Annotated in this window: 12 protein-coding genes; 10 read left to right on the top strand and 2 right to left on the bottom strand. The window is 49.0% G+C overall.

Translation table 11 applies throughout. The features are described from left to right. Positions 1–71: 71 nt before the first annotated feature. Positions 72–596, bottom strand: a complete 525-nt coding sequence (locus tag EJL91_RS22765; RefSeq protein WP_125144269.1) for a MarR family winged helix-turn-helix transcriptional regulator — start codon at positions 594–596, stop codon at positions 72–74. Positions 597–1,034: 438 nt separating this feature from the next. Here EJL91_RS22765 and ftsH point away from each other — a divergent pair, with 438 nt between their 5' ends. From ftsH to uvrA, 10 genes are all read left to right on the top strand, one after another. Beyond that, positions 1,035–2,873 carry an ATP-dependent zinc metalloprotease FtsH gene (ftsH, locus tag EJL91_RS22760; protein WP_125144268.1) on the top strand — a complete coding sequence of 613 codons (1,839 nt, stop codon included), beginning with the start codon at positions 1,035–1,037 and terminating at the stop codon, positions 2,871–2,873. A gap of 630 nt (positions 2,874–3,503) precedes the next feature. Beyond that, complete coding sequence (locus EJL91_RS22755; RefSeq protein WP_125144267.1) at positions 3,504–4,901, top strand: amidohydrolase family protein; 1,398 nt, start codon at positions 3,504–3,506, stop codon at positions 4,899–4,901. A gap of 60 nt (positions 4,902–4,961) precedes the next feature. Continuing rightward, positions 4,962–6,269, top strand: coding sequence for a GntT/GntP/DsdX family permease (locus EJL91_RS22750; protein ID WP_125144266.1), 1,308 nt, complete (start codon positions 4,962–4,964; stop codon positions 6,267–6,269). 23 nt (positions 6,270–6,292) lie between these two features. Next, positions 6,293–7,708: a dipeptidase gene (locus EJL91_RS22745; RefSeq protein ID WP_125144265.1), complete on the top strand. Its 1,416-nt coding sequence runs from the start codon at positions 6,293–6,295 to the stop codon at positions 7,706–7,708. A gap of 141 nt (positions 7,709–7,849) precedes the next feature. Next, positions 7,850–8,806, top strand: coding sequence for a LysR family transcriptional regulator (locus tag EJL91_RS22740; protein ID WP_125144264.1), 957 nt, complete (start codon positions 7,850–7,852; stop codon positions 8,804–8,806). Between the two features lie 171 nt (positions 8,807–8,977). Next, positions 8,978–10,192: a BMP family ABC transporter substrate-binding protein gene (locus tag EJL91_RS22735; protein ID WP_125144263.1), complete on the top strand. Its 1,215-nt coding sequence runs from the start codon at positions 8,978–8,980 to the stop codon at positions 10,190–10,192. A 257-nt stretch (positions 10,193–10,449) separates the two neighbouring features. Next, positions 10,450–11,991 carry an ABC transporter ATP-binding protein gene (locus EJL91_RS22730; RefSeq protein ID WP_125144262.1) on the top strand — a complete coding sequence of 514 codons (1,542 nt, stop codon included), beginning with the start codon at positions 10,450–10,452 and terminating at the stop codon, positions 11,989–11,991. After that, a complete protein-coding gene (locus EJL91_RS22725) occupies positions 11,988–13,064 on the top strand; it encodes an ABC transporter permease (RefSeq protein WP_125144261.1) in 1,077 nt (358 codons plus the stop codon). Before EJL91_RS22730 ends, EJL91_RS22725 begins: the two co-directional genes overlap by 4 nt. Next, positions 13,061–14,023: an ABC transporter permease gene (locus EJL91_RS22720; protein WP_125144260.1), complete on the top strand. Its 963-nt coding sequence runs from the start codon at positions 13,061–13,063 to the stop codon at positions 14,021–14,023. Before EJL91_RS22725 ends, EJL91_RS22720 begins: the two co-directional genes overlap by 4 nt. Before the next feature lie 344 nt (positions 14,024–14,367). Further along, on the top strand, positions 14,368–17,196 hold the full coding sequence (uvrA, locus tag EJL91_RS22715; protein WP_125144259.1) for an excinuclease ABC subunit UvrA: 2,829 nt from the start codon (positions 14,368–14,370) through the stop codon (positions 17,194–17,196). A gap of 198 nt (positions 17,197–17,394) precedes the next feature. Here uvrA and EJL91_RS22710 read toward each other — a convergent pair whose 3' ends face one another. Beyond that, positions 17,395–18,840 carry an amidohydrolase gene (locus EJL91_RS22710; protein ID WP_125144258.1) on the bottom strand — a complete coding sequence of 482 codons (1,446 nt, stop codon included), beginning with the start codon at positions 18,838–18,840 and terminating at the stop codon, positions 17,395–17,397. Positions 18,841–18,882: the final 42 nt, after the last annotated feature.

Genomic DNA, 18,882 nt, shown 5'->3' with positions numbered 1-18,882 from the left:
GTGTTTCACGCCATATAACAAAACAGCCTGCATGGCAGTCAATTAACACTTTCCTGTGCATTTCCGCCTGCCTACCCAATCCTATCCCGCAGCGCATCACAGTCATAACCAACTTTAAATTTCTCCATCAGTTCCGTCAGCCTTCTGATACAGAAATCCATATCCTTTAATTCATCTTCCGTATAGGCACTGAGGCCGTAAAGGGTGGATTCCAACATCCCTCTCTTAAGGTCGTCCATCATATCCCTGCCATGGTCGCGGATACGGATGTAAACTCTGCGGCGGTTCTCCTTGTCGTGGATCCGTTCAACGAGTTCTTTCTCCTCCAGCACGTTGATCAGTTTGGAGAGCTGTTGTTTCGTTATCTGAAGTTTATCAGCCAGTTCCGACATGGTGTAGTCCTCATCCGCCCAGTTGTCAAGTGCAACCAAGGTAAAGAAGGGGAGAGAATTGACCTTGACATCATTATCATGCTGATATTGGCATTTAGCCAGTGTAAGAAAGGCAACGGCAAATTCGAGGAAATGTACTCCAACTGAATTGATATCAGCTTTTGCTGAGCTTTCAAGACTTTGGTTATTCTGAATATTTTCCATAAGAGGTACCTCCAAAAAATATATTATAGAAAAAATAATAAATCAATCCCACATTTAAAAACAAAAGTCAGGTAAATAAAAAACAAAAAGTTGATAATGGCAAAACAAAAAGCAGGTGAAGATAAAACCAAAAAACAGATGATTATTAAAAAAAGCGGATAAATGCAAAAAAGCGTAAGATATATATAAAAAACATGCCAATAAATGCTGATTACCCACATTCCAATACTAGCACACATTGATTTACAAGTCAATAATTATTAAAAGTAAATAAATATTTACTATAATATATTGACAAATATAAATATAAGAGTTATAAATTTAGTAGATCAGGAATACAAAAAAGTTTATTGAGATTCATACAAAACTCAACCAATGTTAAGAAACGCCTGATATGGATATGATATAGGATAACAGTACAAATAAGAGGAGAACAATATGAACGAAAGTAATAACAGCAACAAAGCACCGAAAAAATCTTTCCTGTATTATTACGGACTGGTAATGCTGGTACTGATGCTACTGAACATTTTCATTTTTCCGTCATTAATGGACAGAACCGAGCAGGTCAGATATGATCAGTTTATAGATGAATTGGACAAGAAGAATGTGGACGAGGTGTATGTGACGACGAACAGCGAGATCATCTATACCCTGAAAGACAGTAAATGGAAAATAAATTATAAAACAGGTGCGTTCCCTGGCGACGACCTTCAGAAGAGAATTACGGAAGCCGGCGTAGAAAAATACAGCACCGAGACTCCAACCCAGGCATCGCCACTGCTTAATTTCCTGGTTACCTGGATTCTGCCTCTGATTATTTTTATCGGCCTCGGCCAAATCATGAGCAGGGCGATGATGAAGAGGATGGGCGGCGGCAACGCGATGACATTTGGAAAGTCCAATGCTAAAATATACGCAGAATCTGAAACTGGAAAAACATTTGCCGACGTAGCCGGCCAGGATGAGGCGAAAGAGGCATTGCAGGAAATTGTAGATTTTCTGCATAATCCGCAGAAATATGCAGAGATTGGTGCGACACTTCCAAAAGGTGCATTACTCGTAGGCCCTCCTGGAACAGGCAAGACGCTGCTTGCGAAGGCAGTTGCCGGTGAAGCACACGTGCCGTTCTTTTCTATTTCCGGTTCCGAGTTTGTGGAAATGTTTGTCGGAATGGGCGCGGCCAAGGTGCGTGACCTGTTTAAACAGGCCAGTGAGAAGGCTCCCTGCATTGTATTTATAGATGAGATCGATACGATTGGTAAGAAACGTGACGGAGCCGGAATGGGCGGCAATGATGAACGCGAGCAGACTTTAAACCAGCTTCTCACGGAGATGGACGGATTTGACGGCCGCAAGGGAGTTGTTATCCTGGCAGCTACAAACAGGCCGGAATCGCTTGACAAAGCTCTGTTGAGACCGGGACGTTTTGACCGGAGAATTCCGGCCGAGCTTCCTGACTTAAAAGGCAGAGAAGCAATTCTTAAAGTTCACGCCAAACAGGTGAAGGTTGATGAAACGGTTGATTATAATGCAATTGCCAGGGCCACAAGCGGCGCCAGCGGAGCAGAGCTTGCCAATATAATTAATGAGGCGGCGCTGAGGGCGGTCAGAATGGGCCGTAAGACCGTTTCACAGGCAGATCTGGAAGAAAGCGTGGAGACGGTGATTGCCGGATATCAGAGAAAAGACGCCGGTGTTTCAACCGATGAGAAAAAGATTGTTTCCTATCATGAAGTAGGCCATGCGCTGGTGGCGGCTCTTCAGAACCACTCAGCTCCGGTTCATAAAATTACAATTATTCCAAGGACATCGGGAGCGCTGGGGTACACAATGCAGGTCGAGTCAGATCAGCGGTTCCTGATGAGTAAGGAGGAGGCGTTTAATAAGATTGTAACATTGACGGGCGGCCGCGCTGCGGAAGATTTGATTTTCCATTCTATCACAACAGGCGCATCCAATGATATTGAACAGGCCACAAAGATTGCAAGAGCCATGGTTACCCGATACGGCATGAGTGATCAGTTCGGTATGGTAGCCCTGGAGACCGTAAACAATGCCTATCTGGGCGGTGACGCTTCCCTGGCCTGCTCGGCAGATACAGCGACCAGAATTGACGATGAAGTGATATCGATGGTAAAAGAGGCTTATGAGAAGGCCAAGAATATTCTGACCGGAAACGAAGAAAAACTTCATGAACTGGCAGCATACCTTCTCGAGAAAGAGACGATTACCGGCGAAGAATTCATGGAGATCCTTAATAAAAAAGAGGAATAAAAAGACGGATAAACGCAAAGGACAAACGCGGAGGACAAATGCGAAGGACAAACGCGAAGGACAAATGCGAAAAATAGCAGAAAAAATATACGCTAAAATAAATGCTAAGAATAGACAGATGGATAAAGAAACCTGATAAAAAGGAATTATAAAAGAACAGGATAATAAGGGATATGCCCTGACGATGCCAATATTTAACGGCCGTCGGGGTATATCCCTTATGCTTTTATCTCACAAGAAAGTACGTCCTGTGAAATAAACCACTCCATGCAGGGATGCGCGCCCGGGTGCAGATGCAATATGCCGCTAATCGGCTGCGCCCGGCGCGATAGTCCGCTCAGGCAGATTCAAAATTTAAGCAGTACCGGCTTTATTGGGATGTCATCTAAAATGTATAATTTATCAACAAATCGAAGGTATAAGCGGAGGATTCTGACTTATATGAATGTAGTCATGACATTTTATATTTAGTTACAAAATAGATATAATAAACCTATCACTCATGAGAAAGAATTAAAAGAAAACTGAATTTTAGAGTATATTTAAAACAGGACCTGGGGTAACTGTAAATTGCTATTTTTCCGAAGACAGGCGCGCTGAGAAATAAAAATAGTATGAGTGGAGGAACAGATGAAATTTGACGTTATATTAAAGGGCGGGAGAGTGTTTGATCCGGTTAACCGTGTGGACGGCCATTTTGACATAGGAATCCGGGAAGGCAGGATCGCCGGGCTTGGCGGGGATCTGCGCCAGGCGGAAGAAGTGATTGACGTCTCCGGCCTGACGGTGGTTCCGGGAATTATCGATATGCATGTGCACGTGACGAAGCTTTTGGGAGGAAGGGTCGGATATTACATGGCAGCCAGGACCGGAGTTACGACGCTCATTGATTATGCGGGGCCGGTTTCCGATATTACGTCCCAGTTGGGAGAGTATGGCTGCGGCATGAACGTAGGCTGCATTGATGCGGTGCTGCCGGATTTGGTAGGGGAATCGCCCTCCAGAGAACAGGTGAGGGGATTTTTAGAAAACTCCCTGCAAAACGGTTCTTTGGGCCTTAAGATTCTGGGAGGCCATTTTCCATTGACTCCCGGTGCGTCCAGATTCTGCGTGGAAGAAGCCAATGCAAAAAAGGTGCTGGTGGCCTGCCACGCCGGAAGCACGGAAAACAGAAGCGATATATACGGACTGAAAGAGGCGGTGGATTATGCCAAAGGCCAGAGGCTTCTGATGGCCCATATCAATGCCTATTGCCGTGGAAACCGGTATCACTATCTGGAAGAGCTGAGAGATGCTTTTAAACTTCTCAGGGATAACAGAAATATCATTTCAGACTCCCACATGGCGGTGAATAACGGAACGGGAGGCGCCTGCAGAGATGGCGTTCCCTGTGATGCGATTACGGTCAATTGTTTAAAAATGTTTGGATATGAGCCGACGAAAGAGGGACTTGCGCTGGCAATGAAAGATGGGCAGGTGAAAGCCATAGCCGTTCTTGAGAAGGAAAATGTGCTTTTGGAAAAAGAAGAGGCGCTTCAGTACTGGATTGATCATGGGACGAACATCAATGTAAGTTTCCCGGCCAATCTCGCTTCCGTCGCCTCAGCCTGCATTGTAGAGAGAAGGACACCCGGAGGAGAGCCGCTTATTGAACTGGCTGCGACGGATGGGGGCGGTTTCCCGAGAAACGGCCTGATTCAAAAATTACTTCCTTTTTACCGCTTGGGATATCTGACGCTGGAGGAGGTAATTGAAAAATGTTCGGTCAAACCGGCGGCGGTTTTTGGGCTTACGGGCAAAGGCAATCTTGGGATTGGCGCGGATGCGGATATTACAGTATTGGATTTAGAACGCCTGGACGCGGTTATGAGCTTCGCCGGGGGAAGGAAAATTATGTATCACGGATCAGTTACAGGAACGGGAGGTACGTTCCTGACAACAGAGGCCGGAGTGAAAACGGCGGAGAAGAGGCAGCTTAAATACCAGTTGGCGGATACGGCCGGAAGCACTTTATACAGGGAATGGTAGGAGCGGCAGAGAGCCCGTTTCTATGAATTAATTCAATTCGGATTTAGAAAGGAGATTCTTATGATGATTTTTAATTTGCCTCCTATTTTGGGGTTAACTCCATTGATTGTTTACATAATTCTGGCTTTTCGGCCGAAGATCCATCCGCTGGTGAATGTTTCAATTTGTTTGGCGATCGGTGCGGTCCTTACAAAGACAAACCTTCTGGAATTTGGCGCTGTCCTCACAACCTCTTTGGGTTCATTTCTTGGGCAGGTCGGTTTTATTATCATGATCGGTTCCGGCCTGGGCCTGATTTTGAAAGAATCCGGGGTTGCGGAAAACCTTGTTCATCTGATGGTACGGAAAATCGGTATCAATTCAATCGGCAGGGCAATCATAGCGTCCATGCTTGCGTCGATGTTTATGGTTCTGGTGCTGAGCACCCTGACAGGAGGCAATGCGGTCATAGCGCCGATTCTCATCCCCCTGGTTGCGTCTGTCGGAATGACTCCCAGTACGCTGGCTATCATCATGCAGACCGCAGGCGTGACCGGACTTTTTATCAGTCCGTTTTCACCTCCAATGGTAACGATTATGGAGGTGACGGGTCTTGCTTATCAGCAGGTTTTACTGTATGCCAGTTTGCCGGTGTGTATTCCGATGTGGCTGATAACCTATTTTAATGCAAAACGTGTTCAAAAAGCTACGGCGGGCGTAAGTGACTATCCGGAAGGGACAGCCCTGTCGGTGAATGCTTATAAAGCCTCTCCCGAGGCCAAAAGAGCGACCCTGTTCTTTGGTGTGGCGATGGCGCTGATTGTGGGTTATGGGATTATGTTTAAACTGGGAGTTGCCCATGCGATCACCGTTATTACAGTGGCCGTGCTGGCAACCGGATTCGGAGCCCGGTTTAAGATAGACAAAACCATTGATCTGTTTATGAAAGGATGTGCGCAGTATTTCTGGATCTTCATGCTGTTTATTCTGATGGATCCATTCCTGAATTTCATCTCCAAGAGCGGCGCCTTTGATGCGCTTGTGGAAATTGGCGCACCGTTAGTGGAGAGCGGGGGAAAGGTCGGACTGTCGATGCTCGCCTCTTTGATTGGTACATTTGGTATTCAGGGAGCTGCCGTTGCACAGGCGGTAATGCTTAATACGGTATTCCGTCCCCTGGTGGATGCGACCGGTCTCAGCATGCATGTCTGGGCGATTGTAATCTTGATTGGTTCCCAGATGACATCGTTTGCCTATCCCGGCCTTGACATGGTTGCGGCAACGGGTACGGCGCGTTCCAGTGATATGAAATCCCAGGTAAAGCATGGCTGGATGGTTACGGCAGCCGTATTGGCGGTGTGCTTTGTAATGTCAATTCTGTTCGGGTAATTTGTGGAAGGAGAAGAGTAAATATGTGTTTTATGCTAATCGGCGGTAAGAATGCATTTAAAAACGGAACAATGCTGGGGGGACATAATGACGATCTGTTTGGATATGAGGCGGCGTCCATGGAAATAGTTCCTCATATGATACAGGAACCCGGAGCTTCAGTGAAACTGCCTACAGGACCGGTTATCCCTCAAACGCGGGAAACGGCCCGCTGTATTTTGTTAAAAACGTTCCGCGGAAATCTGGCGGGTGATACAATTGCGGTAAATGAACACAACGTCTGTCTTATGGGCGGAGAAAACCTGGCGGTTGATCGCAATGACCGCGCAGCCGAAGCAGATCCCATCGCAGAAAACGGCGTCGCAGGCGGAGTACGGTTCGTAGCGCTGACTCAGAGCAGGACTGCGAGGGAATGTGTGGAGCGGATTGGGCGATACTATACAGAGTATGGAAACCGTTTTCCATGTGCCGTCGGTGTATTCGATACGGAGGAAGCGTGGTATATCGAGGGAGGCGGCGGTTCTGCCTGGCTCGCGGTCAGAGTTCCCGACGACTGCTATTTAATCCAGTCCAACGGTTACCGCATCAATGAAATCGACTGGGATGACACAGAGAATGTTCTGTATTCAGAGGGATTAAGGGAGTTTGTCATTTCAAAGGGACTCTGGGATCCTGCCGCCGGACCGTTTAACTGGGCTAAAGCATTTGGACGGAAATTCCTTGAAGATCCCCGGACATACTATTATAATTCCAGGAGAGTCTGGAGGGCAATTAATTTGCTTTCTTCTACAGAACTTGGTCCGGATCAGGAGGAGTATCCTACATTTATGAAACCGTCTGAGCCTATCACGGCGGAGATGATCATGCGGCTGCTTCGGGATACGAATAATGAAAATGATTTCTGCGCATTTACGGAAGCCGGCGTTAATAGTGACGTGCGCCCGATCGGCGTGCCGCATTGTATCCACTCGGCAGTGGTGGAACTGAACCGGGGATTGCCCGCAGAACTGGGCGGCGTTTTATGGAGCTGCCTCGGGTCTCCGCTCACGGCCCCTTACCTTCCGCACCATTTTGGCGTTACGGAAATCGCGCCTGATTTCCTGGAGGGCAGCGACATTTACAGCGATACCGCGGCTTTCTGGCAGATGAGAAAACTGACGAACCTGGCAATGGCGGACTACTTCCATTATGCTCCGGTTATTACAAATGAATGGATGAAGCTGGAACGGAAGGCATTTTTAATGAAGGAGATAGTGGAGAAAGAGGCATCGGCCTGTTACGAATCCGAGCCGGAGAAGGCAAAAGAACTGCTGACGTCATTTGCGGCTAGTCTGGATTTCGAAGCGCTGAAAACAGCGGAACGGCTCGAAGGACAAATACATCGGGTGATCGCGGGGAATCTTTACAAATACTTTGCCAAGGGTAATTTGCAGTGGTAATTTCAGAATTCATTGAGGGGCAAATCCGTTTTTACGGTGTTTGCCCTTTTGGTGAGAACGGTGACCTGTACGCAGAGCGTGCGGGTTTTCGTCGATGATAAAGCTGTTAAAAACGGGGGATTTCAGGGAGAGGGAATGTGTATGACAGTTGAGATGGAATATGTTTATGTGGTTTATCAGGAAAAAAGTTTTTCCAAGGCGGCACAGAAGCTGTTTGTGAGCCAGTCTGCGGTCAGCGCTATGGTGAGAAAGGCGGAGGCGAAAATCGGCTGTCAGCTATTTGACAGAAGTACGATTCCTCTTACAATAACAAAAGAAGGGGAATATTACATCCGGTGTGCGGAACAGTTTATGCGGCTGGAGAAAAATATGGATGCCTATTTCAGGGATATGGCCGACATAAAGACAGGCCATCTGTCCGTTGGAAGTTCCTCCTTCTTCTGCGCATATCTGCTGGCCGGGCTGCTGAAACGTTTTAAAAACAAATATCCCGGCGTTTCGGTGGAGATCCATGAGGGAAATATCAGGGAGCTGGGGGCTGGACTGTTTGACGACTCGATTGATCTGCTGCTGGAGGCGGCCATACCGGCGGATGACAAAGTGGAGCGGTACCTCTTTGACTATGAAGAGATTATCCTGGCAGTACCAGGTGAATATGAGGTAAATAAGAGGCTGCGGGAATACCAGATGACGTTTGAGCAGGCCAGGGACGGGGCTTTTACCGGGAAGGATATACCGTCGGTACCTATGAAGGTTTTTAAGGACTGTCCTTTTATACTTCTGAAAGAGGAGAATGACATCTGGAGGAGAAGTAAAGAACTCTGTGAAAATGCCGGTTTTGAGCCGCGGGTGGAGCTGTACCTGGATCAGATTATGACGGCATTTTATGTTGCAAAATCAGGCTCTGGAATTACATTTATCAGAAGCAGTCTTCTAAGCCTCGTATCCGAAACAGATGCCCTGGTCTACTACAAAATAGGAGACCCCTTAGCTCGGAGAGGAATTTTCCTGACGCGAAAGCGAGGGCGTTATATGACGAAAGCCATGGAGGCATTTTTGAGTCTTTGCCGTGTCAGGCCGGACAGACCAATAAGGTAAGATTATACCAGGAAGACAGGCGAATCCCCGGTTTTTGTATGCAGTTATCCAATTCTGGGAACAATAAGAAAAAATCTCGACAAATTCCGTTAAATCTCTTGCAAAACTTACCGGAAAATGTAATAATTGTTCAGTATTGACATTCATTTATCTTAATGAGGAGGAAAGAAAATGAAAAAAGTATTAAGCGTGGTACTGTCCGCAGCCATGGCACTTTCTCTCTGTACAGGATGTTCATCTTCATCCGGCAAAGAGACAACCGCTGCACAGACCGAAGCCGCTGCATCTGAAGCAGCAGGAGAGACTGCTGAGGCAGGTGAAGAGACAGAAGCAAAGGCAGCAGAGGGCGTTATGCCGGCAGTTGCAAAGGAAGACCTGAAGGTTGGCGTAATCCATATTGGTAACCCGGCAGACGGTTCCGGTTACTCTTATGCACATGATCTTGGCATCGTTGCTATGCAGAAGGCAGTAGGCCTGGATGACAGCCAGATTATCCGTAAGAATAATGTAGCTGATGATGATCAGACTGCAATTGAGACAGCTATGAGAGAGTGCGTGGAAGAGGGATGTCAGATTATCTTCGCCACAAGCTGGGGATACATGGATGCATGTGAAGCTCTTGCAGAAGAGTTCCCGGAAGTTGTTTTCTCACACGGCACAGGATATAAAGCCAACGGCGTTAACTTCAATAACTATTTTGGAAGAATTTACCAGTCCAGATATTTATCCGGTATTGCGGCAGGCCTTAAGACAGAGTCCAATAAGATTGGTTATGTTGGCGCCTGGGGCAAGGACAATGCAGAGGTTACAGGCGGATGCAACGCATTTGCAATGGGCGTTTACTCTGTAAATCCCGACGCAACCGTTTACATTAAAACAACTAACAGCTGGTATGATCCGGAAGGTGAGAAACAGGCTGCAGTTGCTTTAATCAACGAAGGATGTGACGTAATCGGACAGCATTGCGATACACCGAACCCACAGCTTGCCGCTGAGGAAAACGGCGTATTTGGCGTTGGTTATAACTCAGATATGAGCAAAGATGCTCCTAAGGCAGTTCTTACTTCCACAGTCTGGGACTGGGGCGCATACTATACGACAGCTGTTCAGAGCCTTGTTGACGGAACATGGACAGGCGAGAACTACTTCGGCGGCTTAAAAGAAGGCCTTGTAGACCTGGCTCCGTTATCTGATCTTTGTGCAGAAGGCACAGCAGAGAAGATCGAAGAAGCAAAAGCTAAGATGGTTTCCGGCGAATGGGATGTATTTGACGGCGTAATCGAGTGCAACGACGGAACCACCGTAGGCACAGAGGGCGAGCATATGTCGGATGCTGATATCACAGGAAACATTCACTGGTATTTCAAGAACGTTGTTGAAAAATAATAGTAACTGTCCGGGATTTTTACAGTTACAGACAGCGTTACAGTTAATATGTTGCTGGGCACAGAGTGAACAGTAACATAGATATCACTAAGACAGGCTGAGAGATGAGGGATGCTTAAAAATGGTGAATTACATAAATTCTCATTTTACGGCATCCCTTTTTTGACGCCGTACAAATCACGGTTACTATTCATAGCGGCTGTCCTGCGGTATGCTTTTGCAGGGCTGTGAACAGCAGCGAATCACGAGGTGAAGATATGACAGAACAGTATGCCATTGAGTGCAGACAGATTACAAAGGTATTCGGAAGTGTGGTCGCCAATGATAAGATCGACCTGTCGGTGAAGTATGGGGAAATCATGGCTCTCCTGGGAGAGAACGGTTCCGGTAAGACAACACTTATGAATATGATTTCCGGCATCTATCATCCGGACTCCGGATCGATTCTGGTGGGCGGAAAAGAAGTGGCGATCAATTCGCCTGTGGATTCCAGAAACCTGGGGATCGGAATGATCCATCAGCATTTTAAACTGGTGGATGTATTCAGCGCGATGGATAACATTGTACTCGGAACCAGCGGAAAGCGGCTGGGAAGAAAAGCTTTAAAAGAGAAGATTAAGCAGATCAGCCAGTCTTTTGGACTCGAAATTGAACCTGAAAAGAAGATTTTCGATATGTCCGTCAGCGAGAAGCAGACGGTGGAAATTTTAAAGGTATTATATAGAGGCGCCCAGATTTTGATTCTGGACGAGCCGACTGCGGTACTGACCCCGCAGGAGACGGATAAATTATTTGCTATTCTCCGCAAGATGAAGGAGCAGGGCTGCGCCATTATTATTATCACACACAAACTGCATGAAGTGTTATCCATCAGCGACCGCGTGACGATCCTGAGAAAAGGCCAGAGTATTGAAACGGTCAATACGGCCGAGTGCAATGAGAAGAAGCTGACGGAGCTGATGGTCGGCCGCCCGGTGACTTTGAATATCGAGCGTCCGGAGATGGAGAAACGGGAGACGATCCTGAAAGTCGTTGACCTGACCGTGGATAAGAGCGACGGCTCTATGGCCCTTGACGACGTATCCTTTGAGATTAAGACAGGGGAAATACTGGGTGTGGCCGGAGTGGCGGGCAGTGGGCAGAAAGAACTCTGCGAGACGCTGACGGGCCTGATGGCGGCAAAACAGGGAGCTATCCTTTATCATAAAGAAAACATTGTGGGAAAGACACCCGCAGAGATTATTAAGCTGGGAATCAGCATGAGCTTTGTGCCCGAGGACAGGCTCGGCATGGGACTGGTTGCTTCCATGGGTATGGTGGACAACATGCTGTTAAAGTCCTACACGGATGGAAAAGGGCCTTTTGTGGAGCGGAAACCGGCCAGGGAGCTGGCCCAGAAGCTGGTGGATAAGCTGGGAATCGTGACTCCGGGCGTGGACACGCCGGTCCGGCTGATGTCGGGAGGCAATGTCCAGAAGGTGCTTCTGGGACGTGAGATTGAGTCCAGCCCCCAGGTGCTGATTACGGCCTATCCGGTGCGCGGACTTGATATCAATTCATCCTATACGATTTATGATTTATTAAATGAACAGAAGAAAAAGGGCGTAGCCGTCATTTATATCGGTGAGGATCTGGACGTGCTCCTGGAGCTGTCGGACCGAATCATGGTACTCTGTCACGGCCAGGTAACAGGAGTTGTCGATGCAAAACACGTGACAAAGGAGCAGATTGGACTGATGATGACAGGCACTGAGGCGGCCGAGGCCCTGAAAGGGCCGGAAGAGGAGGAAAAAGCATGAAAGAGCCGTTGATCCGTGTAGTAAAAAAAGCGGAGCTGGGCAGCAGGGAGACGTTTATCCTGCGTCTGGAAGCGATTCTGCTGGCGCTTGTGGCCGGCGGGCTTTTTATTCTGATAATCGGACAGAATCCGTTTGTAATTTATAAAACAATTATCACGGGAGCGCTGCGCAGCCAGATGGCAATCCAGGCTACGGTAAAGATTGCGATTCCGCTTCTGATTGCGTCACTCGGCGTAACGCTGGCATTCAAGATGAAATTCTGGAATATCGGTGCGGAGGGCCAGATTATCGCGGGCGGTATCTGCGCCTCCTATTTTGCCCTTTTCCATTCGGGATGGAACCACTGGGTGCTGGTTATTGTTATGTTTATCGCGGGAGCCGTGGGAGGCGGTCTGTGGGGGCTGATCCCGGCATGGTTCAAGACAAAATACGACACGAATGAGACTTTATTTACGCTGATGTTAAACTATATTGCCCTGAATATCATCGTATTCCTGAGAGAGGGTCCATGGCGCGATCCCGGTTCCCAAGGTTATGCAAAGATTGCCAGATTCGACAAGAATGCGGCTCTCGACAAGGTGTTCGGAATTCAGTTCGGCTGGATTATCGCACTGGCGCTGGTGGTTCTGGTACTTATCTATATGAAGTATTCCAAACAGGGATACGAGATAGGCGTTGTGGGAGAGAGCCAGGAGACGGCGCGGTATGCGGGAATGAACGTGCAAAAAGTCGTTCTTCGCACGATGTTCCTTTCCGGCGCGGTGTGCGGTATCGGCGGAATGGTCCAGGCGGCCGGTTCCGACGTGACGCTGACGACGGCGGTGGCCGGAGGCGTCGGATTTACGGCAATCATCGTGGCATGGCTGGCACAGCTCAATCCGCCGGCAATTCTCATTGTCACAATTCTGTTCAGTATTCTGGAAAAAGGAAGCAGCGTGGTCCAGTCCTCCTTCGGACTGTCGTCCGACAGCGCGGATGTCCTTCAGGGAGTAATCCTGTTCTTTATTCTGGGATGCGAGCTGTTTATACGTTATAAATTTGTTTTGCGGGGGAAAGGAGGCGCCAGGGCATGAATAGTGAAATCTTAATTAAATTTCTTGTGGCTGCAGTACTTGCGGGAACACCGTTCCTCTTCGGCACGGTCGGCGAGATTCTGAGCGAAAAAGTGGGCCATCTGAACCTCGGTGTGGAAGGTATGATGTCCCTCGGAGCCTGCGCCGGATTCATGGCCGGCTATATTACAGATAATTTCCTGGTTGCAGTCCTGGCTTCGGCCGCTGCGGGAATGTTAGGCGCCCTGATTTACGGCGTGCTGACCGTTACCTTCATGGCAAACCAGAACGTAACGGGTCTTACGATGACGATTTTCGGAGTCGGGCTTTCCAACTTTATTGGCGTGTTCATGCTGGAACGATCCGATGGAGGCACCTTAAAGCTTCCGGACACGATCACATCCCAGATGAGAAATATCCATATCCCGGGGCTGAGTGACATTCCGGTATTGGGAGAGCTTCTGTTTTCCTACAATCCGTTTGTTTATCTGGGACTGGTTATCGCCATAGCAGCCAGCATCTATCTGTACAAAACCCAGATGGGACTGAATGTGCAGGCAATCGGCGAGAACCCCGGAGCAGCCGACGCGGCCGGAATTGAGGTTACAAAATGGCGTTATATTAACATCCTGCTTTCCGGCGCTATCTGCGGAATCGGCGGCGCTTACTGTTCCATGATCATCAACAGCGGCGTATGGCTGAGGGACAGCGTGGGCGGCCTTGGATGGATTTCCGTGGCCCTTGTAATCTTCGCTTCCTGGAAACCGGTCAATGTTATCTACGGTTCCTTCATTTTCGGCGCTCTCAGGGTGCTGAAATATTACGTTCCAAAGAATACCTATGCAATCCCGACGGCATTTTTCGACGCACTTCCGTTCCTGATTACGGCGCTCGTGCTTGTTATCTCTTCTATGAGAAAGAGTAGGGGCGGCCATATCCCGGCACATCTGGGTATGAATTATTTCAGGGAAGAGCGGTAAGGAAAAAGAGCTGGCAGGAGAAAGTAAATACCAGAAAAAACTAAGGAGTCCGTCTTGCCGGACTCCTTAGTGCTTTCCGGGGGACACCCCTTTGCGCCCACAATATTTCCCATAAAACCCAAAAAAATATGGGAATTTATGCCGAACAAATGTTTGCAAAACATACCGGAATATGCTATACTGGGATAGCTACAGATAGACAGGAACCATACAAAAAGCTGAATTGATACGGGGTTATTGAACGCTGCGTGCCGTTTTCTGCAGGGAGTGGTCAGTAACACAGTTAAGACAGGATAATAAGCAGCAGGAATCCAATGATGCTTGTATACACAGGAGTTTGAATAATGGCGAAGCAGTATATTAAAATACGTGGTGCCAATGAGCACAATCTGAAGAATGTTTCACTTGATATTCCGAGAAATGAGCTGGTCGTCCTGACCGGTCTGTCAGGCTCGGGTAAATCGTCGCTGGCGTTTGACACGATCTATGCGGAAGGCCAGAGAAGATATATGGAATCTCTATCCTCCTATGCGAGACAGTTCCTGGGGCAGATGGAGAAACCGGACGTGGAGAGCATAGAGGGGCTTTCCCCGGCTATTTCCATTGATCAGAAGTCCACGAACAGGAACCCGCGTTCCACGGTAGGAACGGTTACGGAGATTTATGACTACATGCGTCTTCTCTATGCGAGAATCGGTATCCCCCACTGTCCGAAGTGCGGCCGTGAGATTAAGAAGCAGACCGTGGATCAGATGGTGGATCAGATCCTGGCTCTTCCTGAGAAGACGAGAATACAGCTTCTTGCGCCCGTAGTAAGGGGACGCAAGGGCCGTCATGAGAAGGTGCTGGAACAGGCCAAGAAGAGCGGCTATGTCCGCGTCAGGATTGACGGCAATCTCTATGAGCTGACGGAATCGATTGCACTGGAGAAGAACATTAAACATAATATTGAGATCGTAGTGGACCGTCTGGTGGTCAAAGAGGGAATTGAGAAGCGTCTTTCCGATTCCATCGACACGGTTATGGGGCTGACCGGCGGACTGATGATGGTGGATGTATTCGGACAGGAGCCAATTATGTTCAGCCAGAGTTTTTCCTGCCCGGACTGCGGAATCAGCGTGGACGAGGTGGAGCCGAGAAGCTTTTCCTTTAATAACCCCTTCGGAGCCTGTCCCGACTGTTACGGCCTGGGATATAAGATGGAGTTTGACGAGGATCTGATGATACCGGACAAGAGCCTCAGCATTAAGCAGGGAGCCATTGTGGCGATGGGCTGGCAGTCGTGCTGCGACAAGGGCAGCTTTACCGGCGCGATTCTGGAGGCGCTGGCGGAGGAATACCATTTCAGCCTGGACACCCCGTTTGAGGAGTACCCGAAGGAAGTGCACGATATCCTCCTGAAAGGCACCGACGGAAAGATCGTAAAGGTACGTTACAGGGGCCAGAGGGGCGAAGGAATTTATGACATTGCCTTTGAGGGCCTGATACAGAATATGAATAAGAAGTACAGGGAGACATTTTCCGACTCGATGAAGGCGGAATATGAAACATTTATGAGAATCACTCCCTGCCCGACCTGCCGGGGACAGCGTCTGAAACAGGAAGCCCTGGCCGTAACGGTAGGCGGCTGCAATATTTATGAGGCCACCAACATGTCCATCGTGAAGTACCGTGAGTTCCTGGACGAGCTTCAGCTTACCACGATGCAGGAGACGATCGGCGCTCCGATTCTCAAGGAAATTAAGGCCAGAGTGTCCTTCCTGATTAACGTAGGACTTGATTATCTGTCACTGGCCCGTGCCACGGGAACACTTTCGGGAGGCGAGGCCCAGCGTATCCGTCTGGCCACCCAGATTGGTTCCGGTCTGGTCGGCGTGGCTTATATTCTGGATGAGCCGAGTATCGGCCTCCATCAGAGGGATAATGACAAGCTCTTGCAGACGCTTCTCCATCTGCGCGATCTGGGCAATTCTGTGCTTGTCGTGGAACACGATGAAGATACGATGCGTGCGGCCGACTGTATAGTCGATATCGGGCCGGGAGCCGGAGAACATGGCGGTAACGTGGTTGCCGTCGGTACGGCGGATGAGATTATGGCATGTAAGGAGTCCATCACCGGAGCCTATTTGAGCGGCCGGGAGAAGATTCCGGTTCCCGGTGAGCGCAGGACGCCGACCGGCTGGCTGACCGTGAAGGGAGCCGCTGAGAATAACCTGAAGAATATCGACGTATCCTTCCCGTTAGGAGTAATGACCTGCGTGACGGGGGTTTCGGGCTCCGGAAAGAGTTCCCTGGTGAATGAGATTTTATATAAAGCTCTGGCCAAGAAGCTGAACCGGGCCCGTACGATTCCGGGAAAACATAAGAAGATTGAAGGTGTGGAGCAGCTCGATAAGATTATTGCAATCGACCAGTCCCCAATCGGAAGGACTCCGCGTTCCAACCCTGCAACTTATACGGGGGCGTTTGACTTAATCAGGGATTTATTTGCATCGACCTCCGATTCCAAGGCCAAGGGATATAATAAGGGACGTTTCAGCTTTAATAAGAAGGGCGGACGCTGTGAGGCTTGTACCGGAGACGGAATTATCAAGATTGAGATGCATTTCCTGCCCGATGTTTACGTTCCGTGCGAGGTCTGCGGGGGTAAGCGATATAACAGGGAGACTCTGGATGTCAAGTATAAGGGAAAGAGCATTTACGACGTCCTCAATATGACGGTGGAGGAGGCGCTCAAATTCTTTGAGAATGTTCCGTCTATTTACCGTAAGATAGAGACTCTCTACGATGTGGGACTTTCCTACATCCGTCTGGGACAGCCGTCCACCGAGTTATCCGGCGGTGAGGCCCAGCGTATCAAACTGGCCACGGAGCTGAGCAAGAGAGGTACCGGAAAGACGATTTACATTCTGGATGAGCCGACGACCGGCCTCCATTTTGCCGATGTCCACAAGTTGATCGAGATTCTGCGCAGACTGTCGGACGGCGGCAATACGGTTGTTGTTATTGAACATAACCTGGATGTGATTAAGACGGCCGACTACCTGATTGATATCGGACCGGAAGGCGGAGATAAGGGCGGTACGGTGATTGCCCAGGGAACGCCGGAAGAAGTGGCGGAGAGCCCTGTTTCCTACACCGGAGAGTATGTGAAGAAATATTTGGAACTGTAATGAATAAGCAGTTTCGGTTAATGGCAGAAGGTATGATATAAGTTATATTATAAGCCATAATATAACTTATGATATAATTTGTGATAGAAGAAGAGGGAAGAATACCCGGACAGAGTGATTTTGTCCGGGTATTCTTCCCTTTCTGACTTTTGTTTGAACCTGATTTTAACCTGAAGAGATTTAACCGGGACAATAAACCTATTCGGACTGGAATTTATGAACAGCGGACGGCATCACCTCATTGGGGATCGGCTGATAAAGTTCGCCGTTTAACTGTTCCTTCCACTCTCTGCGTGCCTCTTTGACTGTTTCGGGGTTGAGATACAGATCGATTGCCCCTCCGGCTATGACTTTTCCGGCATAAATCAGACCTTTGTGCGCGATGGAGCTTTTACCCTGCGCAGTTCGCTGCCAGGAGTGGGCGGGGGTGCCGCAGCACATGGTGGCGGCCTGGATCTGTCCGGTTGGGCAGATAAAACTTACATCCCCGACATCCGTGGAGGACGGGAGTGTCATCGTGACGGGCAGATCCGGTACGGCAAAAGAGTGGATTGGTTCTCCGATATAAGGCTTAACAAATGCCCGGACGTTTGGACCAAGTTTTTCGGCGGCCGCTATGAGACTGTCTTTTACGGGAAGAGTGGACTGGATTTCAACTGCATAAGCCAGTTCTTCCTCCGTAAATTGATTGGCCGGGACTTCCAGCAGGTTGGCGGCGAGGACGCTTGACAAGGTCCTGTTTGGTACAATGTTTGCGCATGATTTAATAAACTGGATCTCCACACTGGTTCCGGTCATCAGGGCGGCGCCCTTTGCCACATCGTCCACACGTTTGGCAATCTCTTTTACCTGACTGATTTTCGGAGCGCGTATCAGATAGACGGCCTCGGCCTCGGCCTGAACGACATTCGGCGAAAATCCTCCCGTATTTGTCACGGCATAGTGTACCCTTGCCTCCGGGATAATGTGTTCTCTGAGGAACTGGACACCCGTATTAAAGAGGGTTACGGCATCCAGCGCGCTGCGGCCCAGGTGCGGGGAGGCCGCGGCGTGGGAACTGGTTCCATGGAAACGGTAGAGCACCTCCTGGTTTGCCAGACAGCTGACGGCAGTGCCGGCATTGATATCACCCGGATGCCAGGACAGGGCGATGTCCAGTTCATCGAAGATCCCGTCACGCGCCATAAATGCCTTTCCGGCTCCTCCTTCCTCACCGGGGCAGCCGTAGTAAATTACGGTGCCGGGAGTGTTTGTCTCCGCAAGAAAATGCTTTACCGCAATGGCGGCGGCCAGGGAACCGGCGCCGAGAAGATTGTGGCCGCAGCCGTGGCCGTTTCCACCCGGCGTTACCTCTTCATGGTGAAAGATATCGGCTTTCTGGCTCATTCCCGAGAGGGCATCGTATTCCCCAAGAATCCCGATTACTGGAACGCCGCTTCCAAAGCGGCCCGAGAAAGCGGTCTCCATGCCGGCCAGTCCGCGCTCTACTTTAAAACCTTCCTGTTCCAGCGCCTGACATAAAATGCCGGCTGCAAAATGTTCTTCAAAGGATGTTTCCGGATGTTCCCATATTGCATCGGAAATGCTGCAAATCCAGTCTTTTTTCTGGTCGATTGCCGACCACGCGTTTTCTTTTACTGTCATATTGACCTCCTGATTCTATAATTAATGTTGGTTATGTCTGCC

This window comes from Clostridium transplantifaecale, assembly GCF_900626075.1.
In the GTDB taxonomy this organism is placed as follows: Bacteria; Bacillota; Clostridia; order Lachnospirales; family Lachnospiraceae; genus Otoolea; species Otoolea transplantifaecalis.
The sequence above is the reverse complement of the archived record's forward strand: the minus strand, read 5'-3'. Positions and strand labels throughout refer to the sequence as shown.

Excerpts from the sequence above, each read along its gene's own strand:
- EJL91_RS22745 (WP_125144265.1), top strand. The coding sequence starts at position 6,293 with ATGTGTTTTATGCTAATCGGCGGTAAGAATGCATTTAAAAACGGAACA.
- uvrA (WP_125144259.1), top strand. The coding sequence starts at position 14,368 with ATGGCGAAGCAGTATATTAAAATACGTGGTGCCAATGAGCACAATCTG.
- EJL91_RS22740 (WP_125144264.1), top strand. The coding sequence starts at position 7,850 with ATGACAGTTGAGATGGAATATGTTTATGTGGTTTATCAGGAAAAAAGT.
- EJL91_RS22765 (WP_125144269.1), bottom strand. The coding sequence starts at position 596 with ATGGAAAATATTCAGAATAACCAAAGTCTTGAAAGCTCAGCAAAAGCT.
- EJL91_RS22755 (WP_125144267.1), top strand. The coding sequence starts at position 3,504 with ATGAAATTTGACGTTATATTAAAGGGCGGGAGAGTGTTTGATCCGGTT.
- EJL91_RS22730 (WP_125144262.1), top strand. The coding sequence starts at position 10,450 with ATGACAGAACAGTATGCCATTGAGTGCAGACAGATTACAAAGGTATTC.
- EJL91_RS22725 (WP_125144261.1), top strand. The coding sequence starts at position 11,988 with ATGAAAGAGCCGTTGATCCGTGTAGTAAAAAAAGCGGAGCTGGGCAGC.
- EJL91_RS22735 (WP_125144263.1), top strand. The coding sequence starts at position 8,978 with ATGAAAAAAGTATTAAGCGTGGTACTGTCCGCAGCCATGGCACTTTCT.
- EJL91_RS22710 (WP_125144258.1), bottom strand. The coding sequence starts at position 18,840 with ATGACAGTAAAAGAAAACGCGTGGTCGGCAATCGACCAGAAAAAAGAC.
- ftsH (WP_125144268.1), top strand. The coding sequence starts at position 1,035 with ATGAACGAAAGTAATAACAGCAACAAAGCACCGAAAAAATCTTTCCTG.
- EJL91_RS22750 (WP_125144266.1), top strand. The coding sequence starts at position 4,962 with ATGATGATTTTTAATTTGCCTCCTATTTTGGGGTTAACTCCATTGATT.
- EJL91_RS22720 (WP_125144260.1), top strand. The coding sequence starts at position 13,061 with ATGAATAGTGAAATCTTAATTAAATTTCTTGTGGCTGCAGTACTTGCG.